This is a genomic window from Bacillus sp. FSL P4-0334, from assembly GCF_038004825.1.
GTDB classification, from domain to species: domain Bacteria; phylum Bacillota; class Bacilli; order Bacillales; family Bacillaceae; genus Bacillus; species Bacillus velezensis.
In genome coordinates, this window is sequence record NZ_JBBORX010000001.1 from 2,410,380 (window position 1) to 2,436,141 (window position 25,762).

General features: G+C 45.7%; 25 protein-coding genes and 2 riboswitches. Of the genes, 15 read left to right on the forward strand and 10 right to left on the reverse strand.

Annotation, left to right across the window (positions count from 1 at the left end):
• Nucleotides 1-16 precede the first annotated feature (16 nt).
• A complete protein-coding gene (sigI, locus tag NSQ37_RS12580) occupies nucleotides 17-772 on the forward strand; it encodes an RNA polymerase sigma factor SigI (RefSeq protein ID WP_003154719.1) in 756 nt (251 codons plus the stop codon).
• On the forward strand, nucleotides 769-1,938 hold the full coding sequence (locus NSQ37_RS12585) for an anti-sigma factor domain-containing protein (protein ID WP_007407209.1): 1,170 nt from the start codon (nucleotides 769-771) through the stop codon (nucleotides 1,936-1,938). The genes sigI and NSQ37_RS12585 overlap by 4 nt, the downstream gene beginning before the upstream one ends.
• Before the next feature lie 6 nt (nucleotides 1,939-1,944).
• Here the strand turns inward: NSQ37_RS12585 and NSQ37_RS12590 are convergent, their stop codons facing one another.
• Both NSQ37_RS12590 and NSQ37_RS12595 read right to left on the reverse strand, forming a co-directional pair.
• Nucleotides 1,945-2,139, reverse strand: coding sequence for an alpha/beta-type small acid-soluble spore protein (locus NSQ37_RS12590; RefSeq protein ID WP_003154717.1), 195 nt, complete (start codon nucleotides 2,137-2,139; stop codon nucleotides 1,945-1,947).
• A 135-nt stretch (nucleotides 2,140-2,274) separates the two neighbouring features.
• Complete coding sequence (locus tag NSQ37_RS12595) at nucleotides 2,275-2,976, reverse strand: DUF1836 domain-containing protein (protein WP_007407208.1); 702 nt, start codon at nucleotides 2,974-2,976, stop codon at nucleotides 2,275-2,277.
• Nucleotides 2,977-3,124: 148 nt separating this feature from the next.
• On the opposite strand from NSQ37_RS12595, the gene htpX reads away from it, so the two are divergent.
• From htpX to NSQ37_RS12615, 4 genes are all read left to right on the forward strand, one after another.
• Complete coding sequence (gene htpX / locus NSQ37_RS12600) at nucleotides 3,125-4,018, forward strand: protease HtpX (RefSeq protein ID WP_085341932.1); 894 nt, start codon at nucleotides 3,125-3,127, stop codon at nucleotides 4,016-4,018.
• 158 nt (nucleotides 4,019-4,176) lie between these two features.
• Entirely contained in the window at nucleotides 4,177-5,529 is a 1,353-nt protein-coding gene (locus NSQ37_RS12605) for a TrkH family potassium uptake protein (RefSeq protein WP_007408478.1), read from the forward strand.
• Between the two features lie 94 nt (nucleotides 5,530-5,623).
• Nucleotides 5,624-6,298 carry a DUF421 domain-containing protein gene (locus tag NSQ37_RS12610; protein ID WP_042635144.1) on the forward strand — a complete coding sequence of 225 codons (675 nt, stop codon included), beginning with the start codon at nucleotides 5,624-5,626 and terminating at the stop codon, nucleotides 6,296-6,298.
• A 1-nt stretch (nucleotide 6,299) separates the two neighbouring features.
• Nucleotides 6,300-6,470, forward strand: coding sequence for a hypothetical protein (locus NSQ37_RS12615; protein ID WP_007610936.1), 171 nt, complete (start codon nucleotides 6,300-6,302; stop codon nucleotides 6,468-6,470).
• A gap of 41 nt (nucleotides 6,471-6,511) precedes the next feature.
• Here the strand turns inward: NSQ37_RS12615 and NSQ37_RS12620 are convergent, their stop codons facing one another.
• A complete protein-coding gene (locus NSQ37_RS12620) occupies nucleotides 6,512-7,534 on the reverse strand; it encodes an acyltransferase family protein (protein ID WP_144463988.1) in 1,023 nt (340 codons plus the stop codon).
• 255 nt (nucleotides 7,535-7,789) lie between these two features.
• On the opposite strand from NSQ37_RS12620, the gene NSQ37_RS12625 reads away from it, so the two are divergent.
• Nucleotides 7,790-10,009 carry a PAS domain-containing sensor histidine kinase gene (locus NSQ37_RS12625; protein WP_014417571.1) on the forward strand — a complete coding sequence of 740 codons (2,220 nt, stop codon included), beginning with the start codon at nucleotides 7,790-7,792 and terminating at the stop codon, nucleotides 10,007-10,009.
• Nucleotides 10,006-10,503, forward strand: a complete 498-nt coding sequence (locus tag NSQ37_RS12630; protein ID WP_007408473.1) for a methylated-DNA--[protein]-cysteine S-methyltransferase — start codon at nucleotides 10,006-10,008, stop codon at nucleotides 10,501-10,503. Before NSQ37_RS12625 ends, NSQ37_RS12630 begins: the two co-directional genes overlap by 4 nt.
• Before the next feature lie 241 nt (nucleotides 10,504-10,744).
• Here NSQ37_RS12630 and mtnA read toward each other — a convergent pair whose 3' ends face one another.
• From mtnA to NSQ37_RS12650, 3 genes are all read right to left on the reverse strand, one after another.
• Entirely contained in the window at nucleotides 10,745-11,806 is a 1,062-nt protein-coding gene (mtnA, locus tag NSQ37_RS12640; RefSeq protein ID WP_015239731.1) for an S-methyl-5-thioribose-1-phosphate isomerase, read from the reverse strand.
• Between the two features lie 6 nt (nucleotides 11,807-11,812).
• Nucleotides 11,813-12,997 carry an S-methyl-5-thioribose kinase gene (gene mtnK, locus NSQ37_RS12645; RefSeq protein ID WP_253613031.1) on the reverse strand — a complete coding sequence of 395 codons (1,185 nt, stop codon included), beginning with the start codon at nucleotides 12,995-12,997 and terminating at the stop codon, nucleotides 11,813-11,815.
• Nucleotides 12,998-13,107: 110 nt separating this feature from the next.
• A riboswitch (SAM riboswitch) is annotated at nucleotides 13,108-13,262 on the reverse strand.
• Between the two features lie 92 nt (nucleotides 13,263-13,354).
• Nucleotides 13,355-14,134 (reverse strand): carbon-nitrogen family hydrolase, encoded by a 780-nt coding sequence (locus NSQ37_RS12650; protein ID WP_144463986.1) that lies wholly within the window; start codon nucleotides 14,132-14,134, stop codon nucleotides 13,355-13,357.
• Between the two features lie 91 nt (nucleotides 14,135-14,225).
• Here NSQ37_RS12650 and NSQ37_RS12655 point away from each other — a divergent pair, with 91 nt between their 5' ends.
• The 6 genes from NSQ37_RS12655 to NSQ37_RS12680 all read left to right on the forward strand — a co-directional run bounded on the left by NSQ37_RS12655 (nucleotide 14,226) and on the right by NSQ37_RS12680 (nucleotide 19,235).
• Complete coding sequence (locus tag NSQ37_RS12655) at nucleotides 14,226-15,422, forward strand: pyridoxal phosphate-dependent aminotransferase (RefSeq protein WP_032871316.1); 1,197 nt, start codon at nucleotides 14,226-14,228, stop codon at nucleotides 15,420-15,422.
• A 36-nt stretch (nucleotides 15,423-15,458) separates the two neighbouring features.
• Nucleotides 15,459-15,558: riboswitch (SAM riboswitch) on the forward strand.
• Between the two features lie 81 nt (nucleotides 15,559-15,639).
• Entirely contained in the window at nucleotides 15,640-16,854 is a 1,215-nt protein-coding gene (gene mtnW, locus NSQ37_RS12660; protein WP_085341935.1) for a 2,3-diketo-5-methylthiopentyl-1-phosphate enolase, read from the forward strand.
• Nucleotides 16,851-17,555, forward strand: a complete 705-nt coding sequence (mtnX, locus tag NSQ37_RS12665; RefSeq protein ID WP_007408467.1) for a 2-hydroxy-3-keto-5-methylthiopentenyl-1-phosphate phosphatase — start codon at nucleotides 16,851-16,853, stop codon at nucleotides 17,553-17,555. The genes mtnW and mtnX overlap by 4 nt, the downstream gene beginning before the upstream one ends.
• Complete coding sequence (locus NSQ37_RS12670) at nucleotides 17,513-18,142, forward strand: methylthioribulose 1-phosphate dehydratase (RefSeq protein ID WP_014417578.1); 630 nt, start codon at nucleotides 17,513-17,515, stop codon at nucleotides 18,140-18,142. The genes mtnX and NSQ37_RS12670 overlap by 43 nt, the downstream gene beginning before the upstream one ends.
• A gap of 15 nt (nucleotides 18,143-18,157) precedes the next feature.
• A complete protein-coding gene (locus NSQ37_RS12675; RefSeq protein ID WP_007408465.1) occupies nucleotides 18,158-18,694 on the forward strand; it encodes a 1,2-dihydroxy-3-keto-5-methylthiopentene dioxygenase in 537 nt (178 codons plus the stop codon).
• Nucleotides 18,695-18,974: 280 nt separating this feature from the next.
• Nucleotides 18,975-19,235 (forward strand): aspartyl-phosphate phosphatase Spo0E family protein, encoded by a 261-nt coding sequence (locus tag NSQ37_RS12680; RefSeq protein WP_003154690.1) that lies wholly within the window; start codon nucleotides 18,975-18,977, stop codon nucleotides 19,233-19,235.
• A 209-nt stretch (nucleotides 19,236-19,444) separates the two neighbouring features.
• Here NSQ37_RS12680 and NSQ37_RS12685 read toward each other — a convergent pair whose 3' ends face one another.
• On the reverse strand, nucleotides 19,445-20,962 hold the full coding sequence (locus tag NSQ37_RS12685) for an ATP-binding protein (RefSeq protein WP_046559543.1): 1,518 nt from the start codon (nucleotides 20,960-20,962) through the stop codon (nucleotides 19,445-19,447).
• A 198-nt stretch (nucleotides 20,963-21,160) separates the two neighbouring features.
• On the opposite strand from NSQ37_RS12685, the gene NSQ37_RS12690 reads away from it, so the two are divergent.
• Entirely contained in the window at nucleotides 21,161-21,607 is a 447-nt protein-coding gene (locus NSQ37_RS12690; protein WP_007408463.1) for a MarR family winged helix-turn-helix transcriptional regulator, read from the forward strand.
• A gap of 35 nt (nucleotides 21,608-21,642) precedes the next feature.
• On the opposite strand, the gene motB is transcribed toward NSQ37_RS12690, so the two are convergent.
• The 3 genes from motB to clpE form a co-directional block, all read right to left on the reverse strand.
• A complete protein-coding gene (gene motB, locus NSQ37_RS12695) occupies nucleotides 21,643-22,428 on the reverse strand; it encodes a flagellar motor protein MotB (protein ID WP_085341936.1) in 786 nt (261 codons plus the stop codon).
• The gene (gene motA, locus NSQ37_RS12700; RefSeq protein WP_007408461.1) at nucleotides 22,400-23,215 is read right to left on the reverse strand and encodes a flagellar motor stator protein MotA; all 816 of its coding nucleotides are present in this window, start codon (nucleotides 23,213-23,215) and stop codon (nucleotides 22,400-22,402) included. The genes motB and motA overlap by 29 nt, the downstream gene beginning before the upstream one ends.
• A 169-nt stretch (nucleotides 23,216-23,384) precedes the next feature.
• A complete protein-coding gene (gene clpE, locus NSQ37_RS12705; RefSeq protein WP_253613029.1) occupies nucleotides 23,385-25,481 on the reverse strand; it encodes an ATP-dependent protease ATP-binding subunit ClpE in 2,097 nt (698 codons plus the stop codon).
• Between the last annotated feature and the right edge of the window lie 281 nt (nucleotides 25,482-25,762).

Consider the following 25,762-nt stretch of genomic DNA (forward strand, 5'->3'; position numbering starts at 1 on the left):
ATAGGGAGGAACTGAGGTGAAACCAGTGCTTAGCCTTTTGTTTAAATTGGGAAAAAAGAAGCAAACGCTTGAAACATCTGTTGAAAAAATACAAAAAGGCGACAAAGATCTGCAGAACGATTTAATACAGCAATATAAGCCTTTTATCGCGAAGACGGTTTCATCCGTTTGTAAACGATATATAGATGAAAAAGACGACGAATTCAGCATCGGGCTGATCGCGTTTAACGAAGCCATTGAAAAATATTCGGCTGAAAAAGGTAATTCGCTGCTTGCATTTGCAGAGCTGATTATAAAAAGAAAAGTGATAGACTATATCAGAAAAGAAGCAAGAACCGCTCAGCATATCAATATGGATGTGCAGGAAGGCGACGACCAGGAATCTTCGCAGAGCCTTATCGAAGCGGAGCTTTCCATTGATGAATACCGCAAACAGATAGAACAGGAACAGCGCCGGGAAGAAATTCTTTTTTTTCAGAAGCAGCTGAAAGAATACGGCCTGTCTTTTAAAGAGCTGCTGGAACAATCGCCGAAGCATACAGATGCGAGGCAGAATGCGATTAAGGTAGCCTACACGCTTGTTGAAAATGAAGAGCTGGCGTCCATTTTGCACCAGAAAAAACAGCTTCCTGTCAAGCAGCTGGAGCAGCTCGTGTCGGTCAGCAGAAAAACGATCGAACGGAACCGAAAATATATCATCGCCATGAGTATTATTATTACCGGTGATTATATTTATTTAAAAGATTATCTTAAAGGGGTGTTGCACTCATGAGAAGAGGGATCATAGTAGAGAAAAATAAAAAATTCGTCACGTTGCTAACCCCTGACGGACAATTTTTAAAAACAAAAAATGATCACCGCACTTGTGAAATCGGAGAGGAAATTACGTTCGAAGGCGAAACGCGTATGGGAAGAAGGGCCAGCTTTTTTGATTTTCTGAAACTGCGCCCTTTTAAATTGGGAGTGTTTACGATGACTGCTATTATTTTGTTTATTTTAATTTTGCTCCCGGTTTTTTCTGATAACAAAGCTTACGCGTATATGACGCTTGACATTAATCCCAGCATTGAAATGGCTTTAAACAGCAAATATGAAGTCATTGAACTGACACCGCTGAACCATGACGCCAAACAGGTCATCAGTGACATCGGAGATTGGAAAAGCAGCGATTTTAAGGAAGTCATCAGTAATATTATTACCGATTGCAGCAAGCATGGATATGTAAAGGAATCAAAAGAGATTTTAATTTCCACGGTTTATGAAAATACAGATGACAATACATATAAAAAAGGCGTTAAAAAACAGTTGGCTGACATGACTGAAAAATATAAGGGCACCTATCAGGTCCAATCGCTTGAATCTGATATGGAAACAAGAGAAAAAGCAAAACAGGAAGGGATGTCAACAGGCAGCTACATAAGAAGAAACGAAAAGAAAACAGAAGAAAAACAGCCTGAAAAGCAAACCGACGGCAATGAAACAGATCAAAAAGATACCGAAACAGACGCTGATCAAAGCGAGCAGCCGGACACAGAAAAGCCGGCGGCTGATGAAAAGACAGCTCCTGATGAAGAAAAGGCAGCAGAGAAGCCGGGAAACAATGAAACAACGCCCGGTACGGAAGAAGCGAAGCCGGACAGTCAGGACGGCAATCAGCAAACCGAAAAAAATGCAGCTTCCGGATCAGAGGAAAACACACAGAAGGAACAAGATGGGGAAACAGAGCAGCCCCCAACACAAAATCCTCAGGAAAACGGAAATGACAAAGAGCCTAAGCAAAAGTATTACAATCATTACTGGAATCATGATCGCAATGAACATTGGGAATCCTATCGGCATCATGAAGATTCGTCAGACCGAAGGAATCCGAACGGCTACCGGCACGGAAAGGAGAATGCCGATAAATATCAAAATTCGCCGAGAAGTCCCGGCGAATAAGCTGCATTATTGATTTTTCCCGTTTAATTGTGATTGAGCCTGCTGTACAAGACGTTTTGTCATTTCCCCGCCTACAGAGCCGTTTGCGCGTGCTGCTGTATCAGAGCTAAGGTTCACGCCGAATTCTTGAGCCACTTCGTATTTAAATTGGTCAAGTGCCTGCTCAGCCCCTGGAACTAAGAGTTTATTTCTGCTCGCCATCTTTTTCATCTCCTTTTCTCTGGCAAGATGTGTTTTCGCATTTTAGTTTCAAACGGAACGGTATTGATTATGCTGGCAATTGTTGTACAGCAAAAAAACCCCGGCGCAGACACCGGGGCGAAGAAGCGTTATGAATTATAATAAATGGCTGGTCATTTTGTAGGCTGAGGCTTGAATATGGAAAGTCAAAACGGAGAGCACCGTGACGGCGATTATGGATCTGATATTGTTCCATTGTCCGCTTCCGAGTTCTTTAAAGCAGCCTTTGAGCTTGTCCGTCTGCTCTTCGACGAGCTCCTGCAGGCTCGTTTCCTTCATCGGCGGGTTTGCCTTATGATGAAGATAATCAATCACTTGGGCGCAGCTTTCATAGTAGCTGATCGGGCTGATGACGTCGTCTGATCTGTCTGTGATCGTGTTAAAAGCGATTTTTAATATGCCGCGTATATGTTCGAAGTCATAAATTGATTTTAAATCACGTACAATGAGAAGGATGACAGCTTGTTCAATTGTATATTTTTTGCCGAGTAAGGGGTGGCCGATTAAATCTTTAATATCGCGCTTCACCCAGTTTTGGACGGCGGTTGATTTTAAAGACGTCAGCTCGCACAGATTTCCCAGCTCGACAATCTCGTTAGTTGAAAGCCCGTATTCCTTTTTCTCTTTTTTTCGTTCGAATCTCGTCAGAAATTCAGGGATATGCAGACGGCTTTCCGCTTCATCCAAGGTCATATCCGCTGATTGCAATAAGATTTGGAGAGGGGTTGCGTCTCCTTGGCCTTTTAGCGCGTAAAGAAGCCGGACCATATCAGTTCGGGTCAGTTTAAACGTGTTCATGGTTCACCTCTGATTGATTACGTGTTCACTTTTTAATATCACTGAGAATTACATTAACATCATACGTCGAAATTGTTGCATTTTCAAACAGATCATTTATAATTTAAGTAAATAAGTTCTTTTGATCTTAAAAAAGACGGAGGTAATTATGGCGAAAAGAATATTTCTGTTTATTTTAACGAACCTTTTGGTCATTACGACAATCGGAATTGTGCTTACGATTATTACAAGCGTTACCGGTGTCGGCTCGTATATACAAAATGGCCGCATTGATCTGATGGCATTGCTCGTGTTCAGTCTTGTCGTCGGTTTTGTCGGTTCTTTTATTTCTCTCGGAATGTCCAGATGGATGGCCAAAACGATGATGGGCGTCCAGGTGTTAAATCCGAAGAAACAGTCGCTCAGCTATGAAGAACAACAATTGGTTGACCGTGTGCACAGATTGTCCCGTGCCGCAGGGATGACGAAAATGCCTGAAGTCGGCATTTATCATTCCCCGGAGGTCAATGCTTTTGCGACCGGACCTTCTAAGCGCCGTTCGCTTGTCGCGGTTTCTTCAGGTTTATTGCAGCAGATGGATGATGCTGCGGTGGAAGGGGTTCTTGCCCATGAAGTCGCACACATCACAAACGGTGATATGGTCACGATGACGCTGCTGCAGGGAATCGTCAATACGTTCGTTGTATTCCTTTCCCGAATCGCGGCATGGGTTGCAAGCCGCTTTGTCAAAGAAGACCTCGCGCCGGTCGTTCATTTTATCGCGATGATCGTGTTTCAGATTATCTTTTCCATTCTCGGCAGTCTTGTCGTCTTCGCTTACTCGCGCCATAGAGAGTTTCACGCTGACCGCGGCGGTGCAGACCTTGCCGGCAAGGATAAAATGATTCACGCCCTGCGTACGCTGAAGTCTTATACAGGACATGTGAATGAAGAGGACCAGACGGCGGTGCAGACGTTAAAAATTAACGGTAAAAAGCATTCGTCACTGTTCTCCACACACCCTGATCTCGATGAGCGCATCCGCAGGCTGGAAGCAAAATAATCAACAAAACCTCTGACAATCGTTTCAGAGGTTTTTTGTTTAAAGATCGGCAAATTACATAAGGTAATGAAAAATCTTTCTAAAAAGACCTTTAAAAATTCTCCCAATATCATTAGAATAATTACGTACTACATTTGAGAGGCAGAAGGAACTATCTTATGAAATTAAAACTGAAGAAATTCATACAGATCTTGTCGCCTGCACAGCTGATTGCATTATATTATTTTCTTGCTGTGACGGTGGCATTTATTTTGCTAAGTCTGCCGGCCGCCCACAAACAAGGGGCCAGCTGGTCGTTTATAGACGCGCTGTTTACGGCTGTCAGCTCAGTCAGTGTCACCGGTTTAACGGTCGTCAACACGGCTGATACATTCAGCACGGCCGGGATTGTCATTTTGGCTTTCGTGCTTCAATTCGGCGGAATCGGCATCATGACGCTCGGAACATTCGTCTGGCTCATTATGGGCAAACGGATCGGTCTGCGGGAACGGAAGCTCATCATGGTGGATCAGAATCAATCGCAGTTTTCCGGTATCGTCAACCTGATGAAGCAAGTGCTGTTTTTGATTTTATTAATCGAGTTTTTAGGCGGCATCATCCTAGGAACATATTTTTTAACGTATTATGATTCGTTTGAACAGGCGTACTTGCACGGATTCTTTGCGAGCGTCAGCGCCACGACAAACGGCGGTTTTGATATTACGGGAAATTCACTCGTCCCGTTCAGACATGACTATTTCGTGCAGTTTATTACGATGCTTCTGATTATTTTCGGTGCGATCGGTTTTCCGGTGCTCGTAGAAGTAAAGGACTTTTTGTTTTCAAAACAGCGCAGATACTCATTCACGCTGTTTACGAAAATTACGACCGTTACGTTCGGAATGCTCGTTTTGTTCGGAGCCGTGGGCATTTACGCGCTTGAAGCAAGCCATGTCATGAAGGGGAAAAGCTGGCATGATGTTTTATTTTTATGTCTCTTTCAATCAACCGCTACGCGAAGCGGCGGGCTTGCGACAATTGATATCAGCCAGCTGTCGGCGCCGACATTATTTTTCATCTGCGCCCTCATGTTCATCGGCGCATCACCGAGCTCGGTCGGCGGCGGAATCCGTACGACGACGTTTGCGCTTAACCTTCTTGCCCTGTTTCATTTTGCCCGGGGAAATAAAGCGGTCAAGGTCTTTAAACGCGAGCTTCACCAGGCTGATGTCATGAAGTCGCTGGTCGTTACGATGATGGCGATTCTGCTCGTGTTCGGATCGACGCTGATTCTGGCCGTGACCGAGAAAAATCAGACGCTCCTCGGACTGCTTTTTGAAGTGTGTTCCGCATTCGGAACGACCGGCCTGTCGCTTGGGATTACTCCGCATTTAAGCGACATCGGAAAATGCGTCATCATGATTGTCATGTTTATCGGCCGGATCGGCATTTTGACGTTCCTTTATCTGATCGGCCGAAAAGAAATCGAAGCAAATTATCACTATCCGAAGGAAAGAATGATTATCGGCTGACACCGCTTTTCAGAAAGCGGTGTTTTTTATTGCCGTAAAATGGATGAGTGGAAACAGTTTCTTTGGAGATTCTACTTGTAAAGAGGTGACGTCATTGTTTACCGTATTTTGGAAGTCGGTAGTTATGATAGCGGTCGGTACCTTTTTATTGCGGATTGCCGGACGGAAATCAATCAGCCAGCTGTCGGTGACCCAGACAGTCATCATGATTTCGATCGGCTCGATTATTATTCAGCCGTTTATTGAACATAATTTATGGGAAACTATTTTCGCGGCGGCGATTTTTATTGCGGTATTAATCCTGATGGAATATTTAGAAATCAAATCAAGCTTTTTTGAGTTTTTATTTTCAGGAAAAACCGTCGCCGTTGTCAGAAACGGAAAAATCATCCCGGAAAACCTAAAAAAAATGCGTTTTACCGAAGCTCAGCTGTCAATGAGGATCAGGCAGGAAGGCCTCGGAGACATTCAAGATTTTAAATATGTGCTGCTTGAGCCGAACGGACAGATCGGCTATGAACTCATTGATGAGGCCAAAAACGTGACAGTGCGCGACTTGAAAAAAATGCTTGATGAATTCAAAACAGATTTGCTGACAGAAGGAGGAAATCAAATGAAACGCAAAGCAGCAAAGAATGAAGCTTTGACCAACAACAACACACCGACTGAGAGCATGGACAAAGATGCATACAAAACACAATATGACGGTGATCCCGGACTGAGAGGCGCAAACCGCAAATCAAAACACGGCAAACAAGGAGGCGAGTAACATGACGAAAAAAAACCGCCACAGCAAAGACATGCAAAACCATAAAAAGCCGATGGACCCTAAATTGCTTGAAGAAGAGTTTGCAAGCGAGCTCGGTGATTATAACGCCGGAAAATGGATTGAAACGCTTGAACAGACGAAGCCAAAGAAAAAAGAAGACGGCAAACAATAAAAAATACCTCTTAGGCGATAACGCTTAAGAGGTATTTTGCATTATTTCGAATAAGCACTGTTTCTTGTTCCTTTCACCGCTTCAAGCCAGCCGGTGATCCGCAGCTCAATAAACGGCTGTGCGGCCGTTTTCACCGCATTGCTGGAGAGAATGGACGTAAGAGCGGCCGTTAAAATTAAGAGCATGACTAAATTCTGATAATCAGATAAGTGATCTTCAAGCCCGATCTGCCGCAGCGTTTTTATAATGAATCCATGCAGCAGATACACGTAAAACGTTCTCGTACCCCATTTCGTAAAGAAATAACGCTTTTGCGGAACGAGCGCCAAAAAGCTGAAAGTGGCGGCAAAGGCCAAAACATACCAGCCGATGCGCGACAGACCGCTCAACAGCGACACTGTGCCGAATGTAGAATAAGGCTCCGATCCGAACAGCCACGAGTAATCAAAATCAATACACCAGCATAAGAGGAAAACAATCCCCAGTACGCCCGCGGCAATCTGCCTGCCTCTTTTAGCCCGAAGCAAATCAAAGTGCCGTTTCTTTAAATAAAACCCGACGAGAAACATCGGTAGAAAAACAAACGTCCGTGAAAGACTCAGCGTGCTGCTGATAAAATCAAGATACCCGATCATGACGGCAAGCCAGCAGCTCGCCCCAAGCGCCCACATTTTCGGCAGCTTCGTAAAGGGGTAAAGCAGCAGATTCCAAAAGAATAAGCTGACTAAAAACCAGAGAGACCACTGCGGATCAATCGGATTGACGCTTGCCATGCTTTCATCCTGAATCAAATAGTAAAAAACTGAGTAAATGCCCTGAAAAATCAGGTACGGAATAATCAGCTTCACAGCCAGCTTCTTCACATAACCTTTCCGCTTAAAGTTTTTTGCGAAATAGCCGGAAACCAGGATAAAGGCCGGCATATGAAAAGTATAAATGAATTTGTAGAGGTGGAGCATAAACTCATTTCCGTTAATAAATGACCGGAGGATATGGCCGAACACCACCAGAAAAATCAAGATAAACTTGGCGTTGTCAAAGTAACTGTCTCGCGATTTTGTCATAGCATCACCTTCTCTTCAAAAATCATCCACTGCATGATTATTTCCTGTTGGTGTTCATTTTAAAATAAAAAACAAAAAATTGAAGGAGGACAAAAGGGATTGTTAGGATGATGTAATGGGGAGGTAAGGATCGTAGAAAAAGACTTTAACTTGTCATATCATTGAAATTTTCTGAAATGTATAGGGCGAATGAAGGAAGATGAGGTATTTTGTAGAAATATTGAAGGATAGGTTTTTGAAGAAGGAGTGTACTGAATGGCTGAAACTCTGGATTTGCAAACAAACGAGTCGCTGAAAGAGCAGCTGAAGCGGATGAAAGAGGAAAATGACCGCCTGAAGAGTGATTTGAACCGGTATCACGTGATTATGAATAACACGCTTGATGCCATTTTTATATGCCGTAAGGAAATGAAAATCGTCCAGGCGAACGAGGCTGCGGCCCGGATGATGCAGATTGAGGCAGAGAACCTCATTAACCGCTCCGTCCTGGATTTTTTATATTCCGTGCCTCAGGAAGAACTGAATAAGGCCGTGAAAAAGTTTTTAAAAAAAGGCCATCTGTGGAAAGAGGTGCCGATTAAGCTTGACAGCGGCGCGACGAAATACATTGAATTCCTCGCCAGAGACGGAATTGGGGAGGATTATTTTTTTGTGGTGATGAGGGACATCTCCTCTAAAAAAATATTAGAGCGCGAATTCTCCATGAACGAGCAGCTGTTTAAAGATTTGTTTGACAGGGCTGTCGACGGCATCGTGCTGTTTGATAAGGACGGCGGGTTTATTGATGCGAACCTCTCTTTTTGCAAAAGCTTTGAGATCGGCCAGAATGAATTGTCCCATCTGTCGCTCCGCCATTTTACCGACGGAGAAAACAAAAAGCATCTGAAAGAAATCTGGGAAACCCTCCGCAGAAAAGGAAACGCCAAAGGAGAACTGCCCGTCAAGCTTCGGTCGGGCGAAGAGAAGCTGTTTGAATTTACGATTACGTCCAACTTAATCAGCGGGTTCTACATGTCCATTATGAGGGACATAACAGAGAAACGGTTGATGGAATTGAAACTTTTCAAAAGCGAAGAGCGATTCCGCGAAATTTTTGAAAACGCCATGGACGCGATTGTCATTTGGTCTGATGACGGAAAGATTGCCAAAGCAAACGAATCGGCGTGCCGCATTTTCGAACTGCCGATGGATAAACTGGTGGAGACGAATTTATGTACGTTTATCGTTGATCCGCAGAAAAAATACAAACAGATTAAGAAAAAATATGAAAAATACGGGGAAATCCGTGAAGAAATGCTGTTTCAGATGGCAAACGGCCAATTTAAAGAGCTGGAATTCACATCAAAACGAACCATACTTGAAGGTCAGCATTTAACCATTTTAAGAAATGTCAGCGATCGTAAGCGGATGGAAAAGGAATTGCGGGAAAGCGAGCTGAAATTCAGAAAAGTATTCAACGGCTCAATGGACGGCAAGGTCTTATTTGACAACCAATTCCGCATTATTGACGCGAATCCTCTCGCAAGCCGTATACTCGGTATGCCGGATGAGGAGCTGAGAGCGTACACCGTTCCGGATATTCTTTCTTTATTTGATATTGAAAACGCGGGTGTTCCCGCCAGAAAGATTGATTTAGAAGGAATGGATAATGAAATCCCCTTCCTGTTAAGCAGCAGCGACAGCCGCAAACTGGAATTCTCCTTCAAAAGAAATATCATTCAAAATATGAATCTGGCCATCTTTAAAGATGTCACAGAGGCCAAAGAGCTTGAAGAGAGGCTGCGGAAATCCGACACTCTTCATGTTGTAGGGGAGCTGGCGGCGGGCATCGCCCACGAAATCAGAAACCCGATGACGGCGCTGAAAGGGTTCATTCAGCTTCTTCAAGGAAGCATTGAAGGCGAATATTCTCTGTACTTTAACGTCATTACCTCAGAATTAAAACGCATCGAGTCTATCATCACTGAATTTTTAATTTTAGCGAAACCCCAGGCGATATTATATGAAGAAAAAGACGTGACGCAGATTATGAAAGACACGGCTGATCTTTTGAATGCCCAGGCCAATCTTGTCAATGTGCAGATCCATCTGAACCTGACCGGAAACATCCCGCCGATTTACTGTGAACCGAATCAATTAAAACAGGTGTTTATCAATATTTTAAAAAACGCCATTGAAGTCATGCCGGGCGGCGGCAATATCTACGTGACCATTCAGTCTTCTGATCAAGACCACATTTTGATTTCTATTCAAGATGAAGGAACAGGCATTTCCGAAGACAAATTAAAACGTCTGGGTGAACCATTTTACACGACAAAAGACAGGGGAACGGGCCTCGGTCTCATGGTCAGCTATAAAATCATCGAAGAACATCAGGGACGCATTCATGTGGAAAGTGAAGAAGGGAAGGGCACCGTTTTTCATTTGACGCTTCCGATCCGGCAGAATACCGAAGAAAGAAGGAGCGGGGAATGATCTGTTTTACAAGTGTGAGAGCGCCGTTTGGAACCGTCATCATAACAGAGGAAGAGAGCTTTATTACCGGCCTGTTTCTCACCGGGGAAGATTTTGAGGAATGGCGGAAAGACGCGCCCGGCGTAAAGCCGTGCGAAACCGCTTTGCTGTCGGAGGCGAAACAGCAGCTGGCATCATATTTTTCAGGAGAAAGAAAGCAATTCTCTCTGCCTCTGAGACAAAAAGGCACACCCTTTCAGGAAAGGGTATGGAACGCGCTGACGATGATTCCTTACGGGGAATCCCGAAGCTACGGCGATATGGCTGAAGCGATCGGAAAACCGAAAGCGGTGCGCGCCATCGGACAAGCCAATAAACGAAACCGGCTGCCGATTTTGATCCCTTGCCATCGGGTAATCGGCAAAAACAGCGCCTTAACGGGATACGCGGGCACGAAGACGGATGTAAAAGCGGTGCTGCTGAACATCGAACAAATATCCTATAAAGAAAAATAAAGCGTATGGCACGTTCCGTTTTTTCACGTCCGACATATCATTTTATTAAGTGAAAAAAGTTGGTCTGATGAAAAAGGAGGACGAAGCCTGATGAAAATGAGCCGTCCGCAAAAGATAGCCGGTTATGCAGAGCTGTTTTTTAAAATGCATCTCATTACAGCCGTCCAAAAAGATGAAGTGATTACATTGTGCAGACAAAAAAACCGCTGACATTGCCTGAGGCAATATCATCAGCGGTTTTTCAGCTCAGCTGGCAGTCAGTGAATAATTGTTCAATTTCTTCCGTGTAAGAGCCGGTCACAATTCCTTTCTCGGTTATAATGCCGGAAATCAGGCTGCCCGGTGTGATGTCAAAGGCCGGATTGAAGACCGGCACATCTTCGGGAGCGGTGCGTATGCCGGAGATCTGTCTGACTTCATCCGGATCTCTCTCTTCAATCGGAATCTGATAGCCGTTTTCAATCTGCAAGTCAAATGTCGAAAGCGGTGCGGCCACAAAAAACGGAATTTGAAAGGCGTTTGCCAAAATAGCGAGGCCGTACGTTCCGATTTTGTTGGCCGTATCACCGTTTTTTGCAATTCTGTCAGCGCCGACAATGACTGCAGAAATATGTTTTTCCTTCATTGTATGGGCGGCCATGCTGTCGGTAATGAGCGTGACATCAATTCCGCCCTGCATCAGCTCCCACGCCGTCAGCCGTGATCCTTGGAGAACGGGTCTTGTTTCACATGCGTAGATATGAAGGCCGAGATCTTTTTGTTTCGCTAAGTAAAAGGGAGCAAGCGCCGTACCGTATCGGCTTGTGGCAATCGAGCCCGCATTGCAGATGGTCATGATCTGGTCGCCTTTTTTAAAAAGGTGCAGCGCATTCTGGCCGATCATTCGGCATGTTTCTTCATCCTCAATCTGAATTTGAATGGCTTCATGAACGAGCGTTGTCTTCGCTTCATTGATTGAGATCGCATCCCTGATGGAATCCGTCAGTCTGTCAAGCGCCCACGCGAGGTTGACGGCAGTGGGCCTCGAACTGTTTAAATACGCTTTGACATCCGCGAACTGACGTCGGAAATCCGAAAGGTCGCGGGCTTCAAACGACTTGGCGGAGAGCGCGAGTCCGAACGCCGCGGTTATACCGATGGCCGGGGCGCCCCTTACTTTCAGCGTGACAATCGCGTCGAATACATCTTCCTTTGTTTCAAGTTCCACATATTCAGTGACGTCGGGAAGCTTTTGCTGATTTAAAATGCGGATGTAGGTTTCTTTCCATTCTACAGAACGGGGGATGGCAAATTCATTGGTCATGCTGCATCATTCCTTTACACGGAGCTTAAATTGGTCCAGAACCTCGGTGATATGCTTCAGTTTTTTTCTGTTTTCGATATAATAGGCGCCGATGTCAAGCGCGAGCTTCTTCCGTTCGATTCGTTTGTCAAACGGAGTGATTTCATCTAAGTCAGCCACATGGGCGAGTCCGATCGTGCGCCGGATCAGTTCGCATCCCGCAAAACCGACCGCTTCCTCAAACGCGTTTTTCAGTGTGTCTTCCAGCAGGTGTCTGCGGGAAGGCAAGCAGTCTTTCTCCCATGCTTCACTGAATGTTTTCACAAATGTATCCCATACGGCGGCAGTATGATCATATAACGGCTGTCTGTCGTCACCGTCGCGGCTGAGGGCGTTTAACAGCAGATTGGCGATAAATTGGCCGATGTCAAACCCGATCGGTCCGAAGAAAGCAAACTCGGGATCAATCACCTTTGTTTCATGTTCATCGGCGAAAATGCTTCCCGTGTGCAGATCGCCGTGAACCAATGTTTCCGCGGAATTCAGAAAGATGGCTTTCAATTCGTCAGCACCTTCTTTCAGCCGGGAATTGTTCCAAACTTTTTCTGCGTATGGGCGCAGCTCCTCTTCAAAATCGTTTGTCTCATGGTCGAGAAACGGTTCTGTAAACACAAGCCTTTCCGTAATATTGCAAAGCTCAGGATTTGTAAACTGCTTTGCGAGCTGCTGCTTTACTTTCGCATCAAGCGCATAATCGGATGAGTAAAAAAGCGTTTTCCCTAAAAATTCACCGATATGGGCGGATAAGTTCGGATAATGCTTCCCTTCCAGCAGCCCTTTTCTTGAAATCCGCAAATGCGAGAGGTCTTCCATTACCGTGACGGCCATTTCAGTATCGGAATAGTAAACGGCCGGAACGAGGTGCGGCACGTGTTCGCCCTGGCGGATGAGGGCGCTGCTTTCGATTCTCGCCCTGTCAATTGTAAGCGGCCAGCTTTCACCGACGACTTTCGCGTAAGGAATCGCCTGTTTGATAATCAGTCCTTTTTTGTTTTCTTTATCGTAAACATGAAAGACGTAATTTAAATTGCCGTCGCCGATTTCACGGCATGTCAGAGTGCTTTTGTTTTGGAATAAGCCGAGCTTGACGGCTAACGCGGCGGCGGAGCTTTCTGTTAATTGTTCATAAAGACTTGTTTTAGTTGCTGACATGGATTTACCCTCCAATTATGTAGTGGCAGTAAGAGATCGTGACGGAGAATACGCCCGAAAAAAAAGCCTCCTTCTCTGAAAGAGAAGGAGGCTGAAACAGTGCAGTCCGCCTCTTATCTCTCAGATAACATCTGATGGAATTAGCACCGTGCCTTATGAGACAATCGTCTCGGCGCAAAATGTACGCGCCCCATTTCACAATGGAATTACGGTCGGTTGCTGTTGGGGTCAAAAGGCCAATCCCTCGCCCAACTCTCGATAAGAGAAAAATATATTGATTTGTATCACAATTCGGATTAATCAGTTGATGAAAATATTAGCAGGTGCCGGATATTCTTGTCAACGTTTTTTTGAAAATTAATATAGTTCACGCCGCAAGTCTTGAAAAACCGGAATGGTTCCCCGCACGGCCGCGCTTTCTGACACATCGATTTCCGCCCGGACTGCGCCTTCCGTCCGGTCTCCTTCGGCTAAAATCCGGCCCCACGGGTCAATAATCAGGCTGTGGCCGGCAAATTCATTATCGGGATTGGACCCCGTGCAGTTAGAGGCTGCGACAAAACATTGGTTTTCAATTGCTCTGGCGATAAGCAGGCTTCGCCAATGATCAAGGCGGGGCAGAGGCCATTCCGCAGAGATAAACAGGACATTCGCGCCCCGGGACGTATGCTTTCTGATCCATTCGGGGAAACGGATATCATAGCAGATCAGTCCGGCGCACTTGACACCGTCAAGCTCAAAGGAACCGTCGCTGTTTCCTGCTGACAAGTAAAGGTGTTCATCCATCAGCTGAAACAGATGGGCTTTCTGATACCGCTTCACGATCTGTCCGCTGTTATCGGCGATGTACATGGTGTTATAGACATTTTCGCCTTCTTTGACCGCAAAAGATCCGGCAACGAGGTGTACGTTGTATGTTTTTGCCGTTTCTTTAAGCCATTGTTCCGAAACTTTGCCGTTTTCATCCGCCAGCTGGTCTAGCCGTGTGAGATCATAGCCGGTCGTCCACAACTCAGGAAGCACGATTACATCCGCATGGCGGCTTTCTTGCTCAATCAAAGATTCTGCTTTTTTAAAGTTTTCTGAAGGATTTCCGTATGAAATATCAAATTGCAAACAGGAAACGGTCCATTTCATTTTTTAACACCTCAAGTTTCTCTTTACTTTTTTTATTTAACCATATATGATGATGGACTATCATTTCAAGACATTTTTAGAAGGTGAAAATATGAACTTTGAAATCTCAGATGTACTCAAACAGCTGCCGGAACAATTTTTCGCATCATTGGTGCAAAAAGTGAATCAAAAGCTGAAAGAAGGCAGAGACGTCATCAATTTAGGGCAGGGAAACCCTGATCAGCCGACGCCTCAGCATATCGTTGAAGAAATGAAGCGCGCCGTCGAAAGGCCGGAAAATCATAAATACTCATCATTCCGGGGCGCTTACAGCTTCAAAGAAGCAGCCGCTGCATTTTATGAAAGGGAGTACGGGGTCACGCTTGATCCGGAAACGGAAGTCGCCGTGCTGTTCGGAGGCAAGGCGGGACTTGTTGAGCTTCCGCAATGTCTTTTAAACCCGGGAGATACCATTCTGGTGCCTGATCCCGGATATCCTGATTACTGGTCAGGCGTCGCCCTTGCAAAAGCGAGAATGGAAATGATGCCGCTGACGGAAGAAAGAGGGTTTCTCCCTGATTACAGCGTAATTCCTGAAAAGGTGCGGAGCGAGGCGAAGCTGCTGTATCTCAATTATCCGAATAATCCGACCGGCGCTGTGGCGACAGAGGCGTTTTTCGAGGAGACGGTCGGTTTTGCGGAGCAAAACGGCATTTGTGTCGTTCATGATTTCGCGTACGGAGCCGTCGGCTTTGACGGGCATAAACCGCTGAGCTTTTTGCAGACCGAAGGCGCAAAAGAGACGGGAATCGAAATCTATACCTTGTCCAAAACGTATAATATGGCGGGCTGGCGGGTCGGATTTGCCGTCGGAAACGCTTCTGTCATCGAAGCGATCAACCTTTATCAGGATCATATGTTTGTCAGCCTGTTTCCCGCGGCGCAGCAGGCGGCGGCAGCCGCACTTTTAGCGGATCAGGCATGCGTCGCGGCGCAAAATGACAGATATGAATCAAGACGCAATGCATGGATTAAAGCCTGCCGCAATATCGGCTGGGATGTGACGGCTCCGGCGGGCTCCTTTTTTGCATGGCTCCCTGTGCCTGACGGTTATACGTCACAGTCGTTTTCAGATCTGCTGCTCGAGAAAGCGGATGTCGCGGTCGCTGCCGGAAACGGGTTCGGAAAATGGGGGGAAGGCTATATAAGAGTCGGTCTTCTGACAAGTGAAGAAAGACTTAAAGAAGCTGCGGAACGGATCGGGAAACTGAATCTTTTCACCCGAAAAAGCATTGACATATCAGAATAACAATGCGATAATTCAAAATACTTTATAAAATCATTATTCTTATCAAGAGCAGGCAGAGGGACGAGCCCGATGAAGCCCGGCAACCGACTGATAAAGCACGGTGCTAATTCTTGCAGCAGGAGCTGAGAGATAAGATTCGGACATAACACGAAGCCTCTTTCTGCTCAAACGGAAGAGGTTTTTTTATGTTTTGCGAAAGAAAGAGAGGCGTTCACGCATGAGCGAAGTATTGGCAACATATCTTCTGACAGACACAACGGACAGTGAAAAGCGGGCGGAACAGATTGCGGCGGGGCTGACGGTAGGCTCCTGGACTGACCTGCCCCTGGTGAAGCAGGAACAGCTCAGAAAACATAAAGGGCGGGTCGTAAAAGTTGAGGAGAAAGAAGGAACCTCAGAAAACGAAACACAATCCGTCATCACCATCGCCTATCCCGAGGCGAATTTTTCAAGAGATATTCCGGCCGTCCTGACGACGGTATTCGGAAAGCTGTCACTGGACGGAAAAATAAAATTGACTGATCTTGAATTTTCCGAAGGGTTTAAACGCTCCCTTCCCGGGCCGAAATTCGGTATATACGGCATCCGCAAACTGCTGGGCGAATTTGAAAGACCGCTTCTGATGAGCATATTTAAAGGCGTGATCGGACGGGATCTCGCCGACATTAAAGAACAGCTCAGACAGCAGGCGCTCGGCGGCGTGGATCTTATTAAAGATGACGAAATTTTCTTTGAAAATGAACTGGCTCCGTTTGAAACCCGCATTATCGAAGGAAAACAAGTCCTGAAGGAAACCCGGGAGGAAACGGGGCATAAAACGCTGTATGCCGTAAACCTTACGGGAAGGACCGCTGAATTGCGGGATAAAGCGAGGCGCGCGGCAGAACTCGGGGCGGACGCGCTTTTATTGAATGTGTTTGCTTACGGTTTAGATGTGATGCAGAGCCTTGCTGAGGACAGGGAAATCCCGCTTCCGATCATGGCGCATCCGGCAGTCAGCGGCGCGTTCACATCATCTCCCGTTTACGGCTTGTCGCATGCGCTTTTGCTCGGCAAGCTGAACCGCTATTGCGGCGCTGATTTCAGTTTATTTCCGTCACCTTACGGATCCGTTGCTCTTCCGAAGGAGTCCGCGCTTGCAATCCATGATGAATGTGTAAAAGACGATGTCTTTCATCCGTCGTTTGCCGTCCCATCAGCAGGCATTCACCCCGGTATGGTGCCATTGTTGATGCGCGATTTCGGCATCGATCACATCATCAATGCCGGCGGAGGCATTCACGGCCATCCGAAAGGAGCCGAGGGCGGGGGAAAAGCGTTCCGCGCCATCATTGATGCGTTGCTTGAAGCGCAGCCGATTGAAGAAAAAGCCGCGTCGTGCAAAGATCTTCAGCTCGCATTAGACAAATGGGGAAGGGTGGAAGCCGTATGACCCGCACGCCGCTGATTATTTGTGATTTCGACGGAACGGTCACCATGAACGACAACATTGTCAGCATGATGAAAGAATTCGCGCCTCCTGAGTGGCTTGAATTAAAAGACGGTGTTCTGTCTAAAAGCATATCAATCCAAGAAGGAGTCGGCCGGATGTTCGGACTGCTGCCGAGCAGCCTAAAAGAAGAACTGACCGGCTTTATTCTGAAGGATGCGAAAATACGGGACGGCTTTTTGGATTTTGTCTCGTTTGTCCGGTCAAACGGTCTCCCGTTTTATATCGTAAGCGGGGGAATGGACTTTTTTGTGCATCCGCTTTTGGAAGGGATCGTAGAAAAGGAGCGGATTTTCTGCAATCATGCATCCTTTGACAATGAGCATATTCATATAGACTGGCCGCACGCCTGTGACGGAGACTGTACCAATCAATGCGGCTGCTGCAAACCGTCAGTCATCCGTAAGCTATCCGATCAGCAGAAATTTCTCATTATGATCGGTGATTCGGTCACGGATGTCGAGGCTGCAAAGTTGTCCGATATGTGCTTTGCGAGAGATTATCTTTTGACTGAATGCAAAGAACTCGGCCTCCGGCATCTGCCTTTTCAAGATTTTCATGAGGTGAAAACAGGCATTGAAAACATCGGGGAGGTGCAGGCATGGCTGCAAAAGAAGAACGCTGGCGCGAACTTGCCGAGGTAAAACGCGAGCTGGCTGAAAGAGACTGGTTCCCGGCAACGAGCGGGAATCTTTCCATCAAAGTATCCGACGGGCCGCTGACTTTTCTCGTTACGGCGAGCGGAAAAGACAAACGAAAAGAAACAGACGAAGATTTTCTCTTAATCGATGAGTACGGGAAGCCCGCTGAGACCGGCCATTCTTTAAAACCTTCAGCGGAAACGCTTCTCCATACTTACTTATACCAAAAGACAGACGCCGGTTGCTGTCTGCATGTCCATACCGTCAATAATAATGTCATCTCAGAGCTTTACGGGGATGAAAAACAAATCACTTTTCAGGGGCAGGAGATGATTAAGGCGCTCGGATTATGGGAGGAAAACGCGTCTGTGACCGTTCCGATCATTGACAATCCGGCGCACATCCCGGCATTGGCCGAAAACTTCGCGCACCATGCGGACGCCGGCTCAGGCGCGGTGTTAATCCGCAATCACGGCATTACGGCATGGGGGCGGACCGCATTTGAAGCGAAAAGGGTGCTGGAAGCCTATGAATTTTTATTCAGCTGTCACCTCAAGCTTCTGTCACTTCGGCCGCAGCTAGTAAAATAAAAGGAGGAATAGAAAATGGCGACCATCAGAATTCATGACGAAAAAAATACGCTCATTGAACATCAGGAAGAAGTAGCGCGCTTCTTAGACGAACAAGAGGTGATCTATGAGCAGTGGAACATTGAAAAACTTCCGTCTGAGCTTTCGGAAAAATACGATCTAACCGAAGATGAAAAAGAACGGATTCTCGCGGCGTTTGACACGGAGATTCAGGACATTTCAGCCCGGCGCGGATATCAGTCTCAGGATGTCATTTCTTTATCAGACACCACGCCGAATCTTGATGAATTATTAAAAAACTTCCAAAGAGAACATCACCACACGGATGATGAAGTCCGCTTTATCGTCAGCGGACACGGCATCTTCGTCATTCAAGGCAAAGACGGCACATTTTTCGACGTCCGTTTAAATCCGGGAGATTTGATTTCAGTTCCGGAGAACATCCGCCACTACTTTACGCTTCAGGAAGACCGCCGGGTCGTCGCAATCCGAATCTTCGTGACGACTGAGGGCTGGGTGCCGATTTACGAAAATGAAAGTGTGCAAAACTGATAGACGCCCGAACCTCTCATGCACCCACCGGCATGAGAGGTTTTTTATTGTAATATAAAGTCAGCTGTGGCTGTTTTTTAATTCTTGAATATGCCGCATTCTGTTTATATCATTACCCGAATGGGTATTATTCTCGTATTCATGCTAAAGATTCCAATATGAAATGAAAAAATAAGTTATTTAGTAAAAAAATGTTTACAAATAAAGTATAATCTGTAATAATGCTCAATAACCCAATCAAACTTGTTTCCTATTCTTTTAGCGGTGAGGGGTGAAGTGAATGGGCAGTTATTCTGAACAAGAAAAATTGCTTGTATCTATTGATAAAAAAAGAAAAATGATGATAGATGCAGCTAACAGGCAAGGGTTTACAGGATATGACACGATCAGGCACAGCCAGGAACTGGACTGTCTGATGAACGCGTATCAGCAGCTGGTAAACCGTGATCGTACACATCACCAAGGAATACAGGGCCTTGTGAAGAAAATAGGCTTGTTCTCCCGCGGTGACGTCATGCCTGCATATGAAGCAAACAAATGATTGATGATAAAACAGATAACGAAGACTGAATGCGCTTCCTGATCAAGCGCTGCATCCGAAAGATGACCGCGTACAGTCAGCACATTTTTCCGCTGGCACGGCTCACGAAGCGCCTCGTACTATCTGCCGGCTATGATGCCGTTCCTCTGGTATATCCTCTTACACATACTCTTCTTTAAATAAAAAACACCCCGATCAGGGTGTTTTTTTCATCGAGAAGCGGCAGGGAGGGTAATGGTGACCTCTGTGCCCTTATCGACTTCGCTTTGAATGTCAATCGAACCGCCGTACATCAGCATGATTCGTTTACATACGACAAGGCCGAGGCCGGTGCCTTTTTCCTTTGACGTTACAAACGGAAGAAAAATGTGCTCAAGCATATCTTCAGAAATGCCCATTCCGTTGTCGGCCACCTTAATGACTGCTTTATGATCGCGGGCTTCTAAATAGATGGACAGCCGGCCGCCTTCCTGCATGGATTCCAGCGCGTTTTTCGCGACATTTAAAATCACCTGTTTAATATGGTCTTTCGTGCAGTTGACCTTGAGCGGCCGATTGACGAGAATCTCCACATTCACTTCCACATTGTATAGATTCCCTTCAGAATAAATAATCGGCATAATCTCATCAAGAATATCCTGCAGCGAGTTCACTTCCAACCGTTCAGCAGTGGGTTTTCCAAGCACTAAAAACTCACTGACAATCTGATTGATCCGTTTAATCTCCTGCTCAATAATTGAGAAATACAGCTGATCTTCCTCCGATTTGTATTTTTTCTGCAAAAGCTGAATGAAGCCGCTGATCCCTGTAAGCGGGTTGCGGATTTCATGGGCGGTGCTGGCGGCAAGCGTTCCGATCAGCTCCAATTTCTGCGCTTCATTTTGAGCGCGCTCCAGCTGGGTCTTGCGCTTAAGCAAATAATATTGAACGAGGATGAACAGAATATTCAGCAGCACGGCAATACTGGACATCGGCAGCAGCACGCTTTTGGTCAGCTCATTCAGCTCAACCGGTTTCGGATAAACATTGATATTCCAATTAATATCATCCAGATAGCCGCTGACCGGTTTCACACCTTCTGATTGATCAGCCCGTCCGCTGGCAAATATCACTTTATTCTGATTGGTTGCCTTGACATAAACGTCAGGGCTCAGCATATTGATCATATTTCTCAAATAATCGACTTGTATGGCGGCTACTAAATAATCCGTGACTTCCCGTTTTGCGTCTAACACCGGCACGCAGATCGTGAAGATGCGCTGGCCTGTAATTCTGCTGGAGTAGTCATTTGTGATGACCGTTTTTTTCGTCTTTTTCGCCTTCGTAAAATACGGTCTGTCGGCCAAATTCACCTTTGATTTCAGATCAGTCGTGCTTGCGATGACATCACCTTTGGAATTCAGCATATACAGTCCGCTGAATCTGGGTTCATCCTCAAAAGCCTGATCGAGAATGTCAATGATCTTTTCTTCATTGACAGGCTTATCGACAGCGATCGCAAGTGTTGTCATCCGGGCTTTTGTTTCACCGATTAAATAATTGAGCTTATTGCGGTGAAGGTTGAGCATCATACTGGCTTCCTGTATGTGTTTATCGGCTATTTTCTGCTTTTCTTTTTCATAAATGAAAAAGCTGATAATAAGTGCCGGGATGATCACCAATATGAGATAAAGCTTGATCTTTCCCCGGGCACCTTTAAATGTATTCACTCTGCATCGCTCCAACATTACACTTGAATAGAGGTATTATATCATTTTTATACTTCTTTAATAAGAAAAAATAACCAAAATGATAGAAAAACAAATTATTTTATTAAGGTCTGACAAAAAGAAGAGAAATTTTGGAAACATTTTTGTTGACATTTTTCATTTTGTTTATTAATGTTTCTCTGTAACGGTTTCTTTTGTAAAAGGATGATTGAATGTATGACGGATAAAACAGAAAACTCATTGAAATTATTTATTGTACTGTCACGTGCGTACCGATCTATTAACGACCATATGAATAAACATATTCATAAGCACGGCCTGAACCCGACGGAATTTGCGGTGCTTGAGCTGCTGTACCACAAAGGCAACCAGCCGCTTCAGCAGATCGGCGACAAAATTTTATTAGCGAGCGGAAGTATTACATACGTTGTTGACAAATTAGAGAAAAAAGAACTTCTCATCAGAAAAGCCTCGCCGACTGACAGAAGAGTGACTTTCGCACAGATTTCCGAAAAGGGAATCCGTCTTTTGGACGATATTTTCCCTGATCATGCTGACGAAATTAAAGAAATGATCAGTGTGCTGAGTGATGAAGAGATAGAAATGTGTACGGAAATGCTGAAAAGAGTGGGGTTAAACGCTAAACATTTTCATCAGAAATAAAAAAGGAAGCCATTTGAAAGGCTTCCTTTTTTATATTACTGATTTTGGTCAGTCGCGGCGTTTCTAGGCTGTATCAATACCTCGACGCGCCTGTTTTTGCTGCGCCCTTCAGCGGTTTTGTTCGACACGGCCGGTTTATACTCTCCGAAACCTTTGGCGCTGAATACTTTTGCGTCAAGTTTCGGGTTTTCTGTCAGAATAGCCATGAAGTTGACGGCCCGCATGACGCTTAAATGCCAGTTAGATTGATATTGTGAGTTTTTAATCGGTACATTGTCCGTATGTCCGCTGATAATAATGTTCCTCGGCGGATTCAGCACAAGGAGATTCGAGATTTCCTTGGCAAGCGGAATATCTTCCTGACGGATATCCGCCCGTCCGGAATCAAAAAAGATACTGTCTTTAATGGTAATTAAGAGTCCTTCTTTAGTCAGCTTTGTTTCCAGCTGAGTTTCAAGCTTTTTATTTTTTATAAATTGATTGACTTGCTTTTGCACGCCTTCAAGTTCTTGGCGGTCGGCTGCTTCTCTTTCTTTCTTTTTCTGTTCTTTATCTTTTTCCTTGTCTTTTTTTAACTGATCAACGCCGTCTTTTTCGTTTTCAGGAGGGGTGACGCTTGAATATTCAAGAACACCCGTGCCTCCGGTAAACACGGCGTTAAATGATTTAGACAGCATTTGGAATTTCGCCGCATCGACCGAGCTCATGGCGAACAATACAATGAACAGAGCCAAAAGAAGGGTGAGCAAATCCGCGTACGGGATCAGCCAAGACTCATCCACATGCTCGTCATCATGCTTCTTCTTCTTTTTTCTCGCCATTGTTTGCCTCTCCTTCTTGTTCAGCGACTTTTGCGCGTTCATTCGCAGGAAGATACATGAGAAGTTTTTGTTCGATCACTTTCGGGGCCTGTCCTTCAAGCACTGACAGAACGCCTTCGATCATGATTTCACGCAGTTTGACTTCCTGCTTTGATTTGCGTTTCAGTTTGTTGGCGAAGGGATGCCATAGTACATATCCTGTGAAAATCCCGAGAAGGGTGGCGACAAACGCCGCACTGATGGCATGTCCGAGCGCCTCGGTATTGTTCATGTTGGAAAGAGCCGCGATAAGGCCGATGACCGCACCCAAAACGCCGAGTGTCGGCGCATATGTGCCGGCTTGTGTAAAGATGGCTGCGCCGGCCTGGTGTCTGTCTTCCATCGCTTCAACTTCCTCAGTCATAATATCTCTGATAAATTCTGCGCTTTGTCCGTCAACCGCCATACTCAGGCCGTTTTTCAAAAATGCGTCATCCACGTCTTCAATGCTTGCTTCCAATGCGAGCAGACCTTCACGTCTGGCGATTTGCGCCCATTGAGAGAACATAGGAATTAATTGCGCAATTGTCAGCTGTTTGTTTTCTTTAAACAGCACTTTAAAAAGGGCAGGCACTTTTTTGATTTCTTTTCCGGGGAATGCGATGATCACCGCAGAAATCGTACCGAACAAAATAATCAGAATAGCTGCCGGGTTAGCGAGTGCGCTTAAGCTGACCCCTTTCAGCACCATGCCCACGCTTAAAGCAATCAAGGCGAGGATGATACCGATAATCGATGTTTTATCCATAGTTTTCACCAAATCCTTTATACTAGCTTTCTATGGTTAATATCGGTGGCAGTGCATGGAACTTTAGGGTGATTGAGAAATTGTTCCCGAATTCTTCACAGTTTCTCCCTTCTGACATGGATAAAGAAACAAAAAAGCGGCTCCCCGCGAGGAGGGAACCGCTTTTTTCTTATTGTGCTCGGACTTTGATGCCGTCCTCTTCCATTACGACATGGAAGGCTTTTATATCGTTGTTATCCAATAAGAGATCTGTCATTTCGTCCTCGATCAATTCTTGGATGGTTCTTCTGAGCGGGCGTGCTCCGAAAGCTGGGTGGTAGCCGATTTCAGCGATTTTTTCTTTCGCATCATCGGTGACGTTCAGGCTGATGCCGCGCTCTTTTAATGTGTCTTCAAGCTCTGTGAGAAGCAGGCTGACGATTTTCACGAGATGTTCTTTTTTCAGGGATTGGAATTCAATGATGCTGTCAAACCGGTTTAAAAACTCCGGTTTGAAGAACGCGCTCAGTGAATCAATCAACGTTTGTTCTTCCAGGACGCTCTCTTCAGATTGGAATCCGACTTTCACCTGTTTTTCGTCGGTTCCAGCGTTGCTTGTCATAATCAAAACGGTATCTTTGAAGCTGACCGTTCTGCCCTGGCTGTCTGTCAGACGGCCGTCCTCCATAATCTGCAGAAACATATGCTGGACATCAGGGTGGGCTTTTTCAATCTCATCGAGCAGCACGATGCTGTACGGATTGCGGCGCACTTTTTCCGTTAATTGACCGGCTTCATCGTGTCCGACATATCCCGGCGGTGAACCGATGATTTTTGATACGGCGTGTTTTTCCATGTATTCACTCATATCGAGACGGATAATGGAATCTTTTGTACCGAACAGTTCATCTGCGAGTGTCTTTGATAACTCGGTTTTTCCGACTCCGGTCGGTCCGACAAAGAGGAAGGAGCCGACAGGTCTGTTTTTGGATTTTAAGCCGGCGCGGCTTCGTCTGACCGCTTTCGCCACTTTTTTCACGGCTTTTTCCTGACCGATGACGCGCTGATGAAGATGCTCTTCAAGTTCCTTCATTTTGACTTGTTCATCAGCCTGGAGTTTTCCGACCGGAATGCCTGTTTTCTGTTCAATGATGGCTTGAATATGCTCCGCCCCGATTTCAGGTGAAGAGGCCGGAGCTTCTTGTGCCAGCTGCTTTTCCAACGCCGCTTCTTCATCACGCAGTTTCGCGGCAAGCTCATAATTTTCTTCATGAAGCGCTTTTGTTTTCTCCGCGTCAATTGCTTTGAGTCTCTCAGCCGCATCTTCTTCATTTACGGTATCAAGCTCCAGGTTCGCCTTAGAGCCGGCTTCATCTAATAAGTCGATCGCTTTATCCGGCAGGTGGCGGTCCTGAATGTAACGGGATGAAAGCGTAACACAGGCGTTTATCGCTTCATTGCTGAATGTGACGCCGTGGTATTTCTCATATTTATCTTTAATGCCTTCCAGAATGCTGATGGCTTGTTCTATTGTAGGCTCGTGAACCATGACAGGCTGGAAGCGTCTTTCAAGCGCCGCATCTTTTTCAATCTGACGGTACTCTTTCAGCGTTGTCGCCCCGATGACCTGCAGCTCGCCTCTGGCAAGCGCCGGTTTCAGGATGTTCCCGGCATCCATTGATCCCTCGGCAGAGCCGGCGCCTACAAGAAGGTGAATCTCGTCAATGAACAAGATGACGTTTTTCCGTTCTTTTAATTCGTTCATTAATTGTTTCATTCTTTCTTCAAACTGGCCTCTGATCCCTGTATTGGCGACGAGAGAAGCGACGTCAAGCAGGTAAAGCTCTTTGTTTTTCAATTTGTTCGGCACATCGCCTTCAGCGATTTTAAGCGCGAGGCCTTCTGCAATAGCCGTTTTACCGACGCCCGGCTCACCGATCAGCACCGGATTGTTTTTATTCCGGCGGTTCAAAATTTCAATTACGCGCGCCACTTCATGATCGCGGCCGATCACAGGGTCAATCAGACCTGCTTTTGCGCCGTTTGTGACGTTTTGAGCGAGCTCGTCGAGCAGGCCTTTTTCAGGGCCGGCCTGCTGTTTATTTTGATTGGGAGCGAAACCTTGCTCAAACGGGAATCCGAATGATTGCGGCCCCATGCTCATAGACGGTTTTCGGGTTAATTCTGTATAACATGTTTCACATAAAACGAATTGTTTTTGAATGGAATTGACTTGCATGTTCAGGCGAATCGTCGCCTCGTTTTTCTGACAATGTTGACAACGCATTTGCCAAAACCTCCTCCGGAAAATGTTTGATCATCTTTGACCAAATAGATTAGAAAATAAGGTCTTAACTTTGACCTTCTTTGATTAATAGTATACTCTGACCTTCTTTGACTTTCAAGTGTTTTGTTTCAAACCCCGAAAAATAAATGTTTACAGCATGATAAGTGATATTTGTGAGGTCTGATTATTTTTGACCAATATAGTCAGAAAGGAAATGAAATGCTTTGACCTTTCTTGATGAAGAGTATACGCCGGCCCTTTTTTTCTTTCAATATTTTTGC

Bases quoted from the DNA above. Each gene is read 5' to 3' on its own strand.
- NSQ37_RS12590 (WP_003154717.1), bottom strand. From the start codon at position 2,139: ATGGCGAGCAGAAATAAACTCTTAGTTCCAGGGGCTGAGCAGGCACTT.
- mtnX (WP_007408467.1), top strand. From the start codon at position 16,851: ATGACCCGCACGCCGCTGATTATTTGTGATTTCGACGGAACGGTCACC.
- NSQ37_RS12595 (WP_007407208.1), bottom strand. From the start codon at position 2,976: ATGAACACGTTTAAACTGACCCGAACTGATATGGTCCGGCTTCTTTAC.
- NSQ37_RS12655 (WP_032871316.1), top strand. From the start codon at position 14,226: ATGAACTTTGAAATCTCAGATGTACTCAAACAGCTGCCGGAACAATTT.
- NSQ37_RS12625 (WP_014417571.1), top strand. From the start codon at position 7,790: ATGGCTGAAACTCTGGATTTGCAAACAAACGAGTCGCTGAAAGAGCAG.
- NSQ37_RS12620 (WP_144463988.1), bottom strand. From the start codon at position 7,534: ATGACAAAATCGCGAGACAGTTACTTTGACAACGCCAAGTTTATCTTG.
- mtnA (WP_015239731.1), bottom strand. From the start codon at position 11,806: ATGACCAATGAATTTGCCATCCCCCGTTCTGTAGAATGGAAAGAAACC.
- clpE (WP_253613029.1), bottom strand. From the start codon at position 25,481: ATGCGTTGTCAACATTGTCAGAAAAACGAGGCGACGATTCGCCTGAAC.
- NSQ37_RS12615 (WP_007610936.1), top strand. From the start codon at position 6,300: ATGACGAAAAAAAACCGCCACAGCAAAGACATGCAAAACCATAAAAAG.
- mtnK (WP_253613031.1), bottom strand. From the start codon at position 12,997: ATGTCAGCAACTAAAACAAGTCTTTATGAACAATTAACAGAAAGCTCC.
- motB (WP_085341936.1), bottom strand. From the start codon at position 22,428: ATGGCGAGAAAAAAGAAGAAGAAGCATGATGACGAGCATGTGGATGAG.
- NSQ37_RS12585 (WP_007407209.1), top strand. From the start codon at position 769: ATGAGAAGAGGGATCATAGTAGAGAAAAATAAAAAATTCGTCACGTTG.
- mtnW (WP_085341935.1), top strand. From the start codon at position 15,640: ATGAGCGAAGTATTGGCAACATATCTTCTGACAGACACAACGGACAGT.
- NSQ37_RS12605 (WP_007408478.1), top strand. From the start codon at position 4,177: ATGAAATTAAAACTGAAGAAATTCATACAGATCTTGTCGCCTGCACAG.
- NSQ37_RS12630 (WP_007408473.1), top strand. From the start codon at position 10,006: ATGATCTGTTTTACAAGTGTGAGAGCGCCGTTTGGAACCGTCATCATA.
- NSQ37_RS12680 (WP_003154690.1), top strand. From the start codon at position 18,975: ATGGGCAGTTATTCTGAACAAGAAAAATTGCTTGTATCTATTGATAAA.
- NSQ37_RS12650 (WP_144463986.1), bottom strand. From the start codon at position 14,134: ATGAAATGGACCGTTTCCTGTTTGCAATTTGATATTTCATACGGAAAT.
- NSQ37_RS12670 (WP_014417578.1), top strand. From the start codon at position 17,513: ATGGCTGCAAAAGAAGAACGCTGGCGCGAACTTGCCGAGGTAAAACGC.
- NSQ37_RS12685 (WP_046559543.1), bottom strand. From the start codon at position 20,962: ATGTTGGAGCGATGCAGAGTGAATACATTTAAAGGTGCCCGGGGAAAG.
- motA (WP_007408461.1), bottom strand. From the start codon at position 23,215: ATGGATAAAACATCGATTATCGGTATCATCCTCGCCTTGATTGCTTTA.
- NSQ37_RS12675 (WP_007408465.1), top strand. From the start codon at position 18,158: ATGGCGACCATCAGAATTCATGACGAAAAAAATACGCTCATTGAACAT.
- htpX (WP_085341932.1), top strand. From the start codon at position 3,125: ATGGCGAAAAGAATATTTCTGTTTATTTTAACGAACCTTTTGGTCATT.
- NSQ37_RS12690 (WP_007408463.1), top strand. From the start codon at position 21,161: ATGACGGATAAAACAGAAAACTCATTGAAATTATTTATTGTACTGTCA.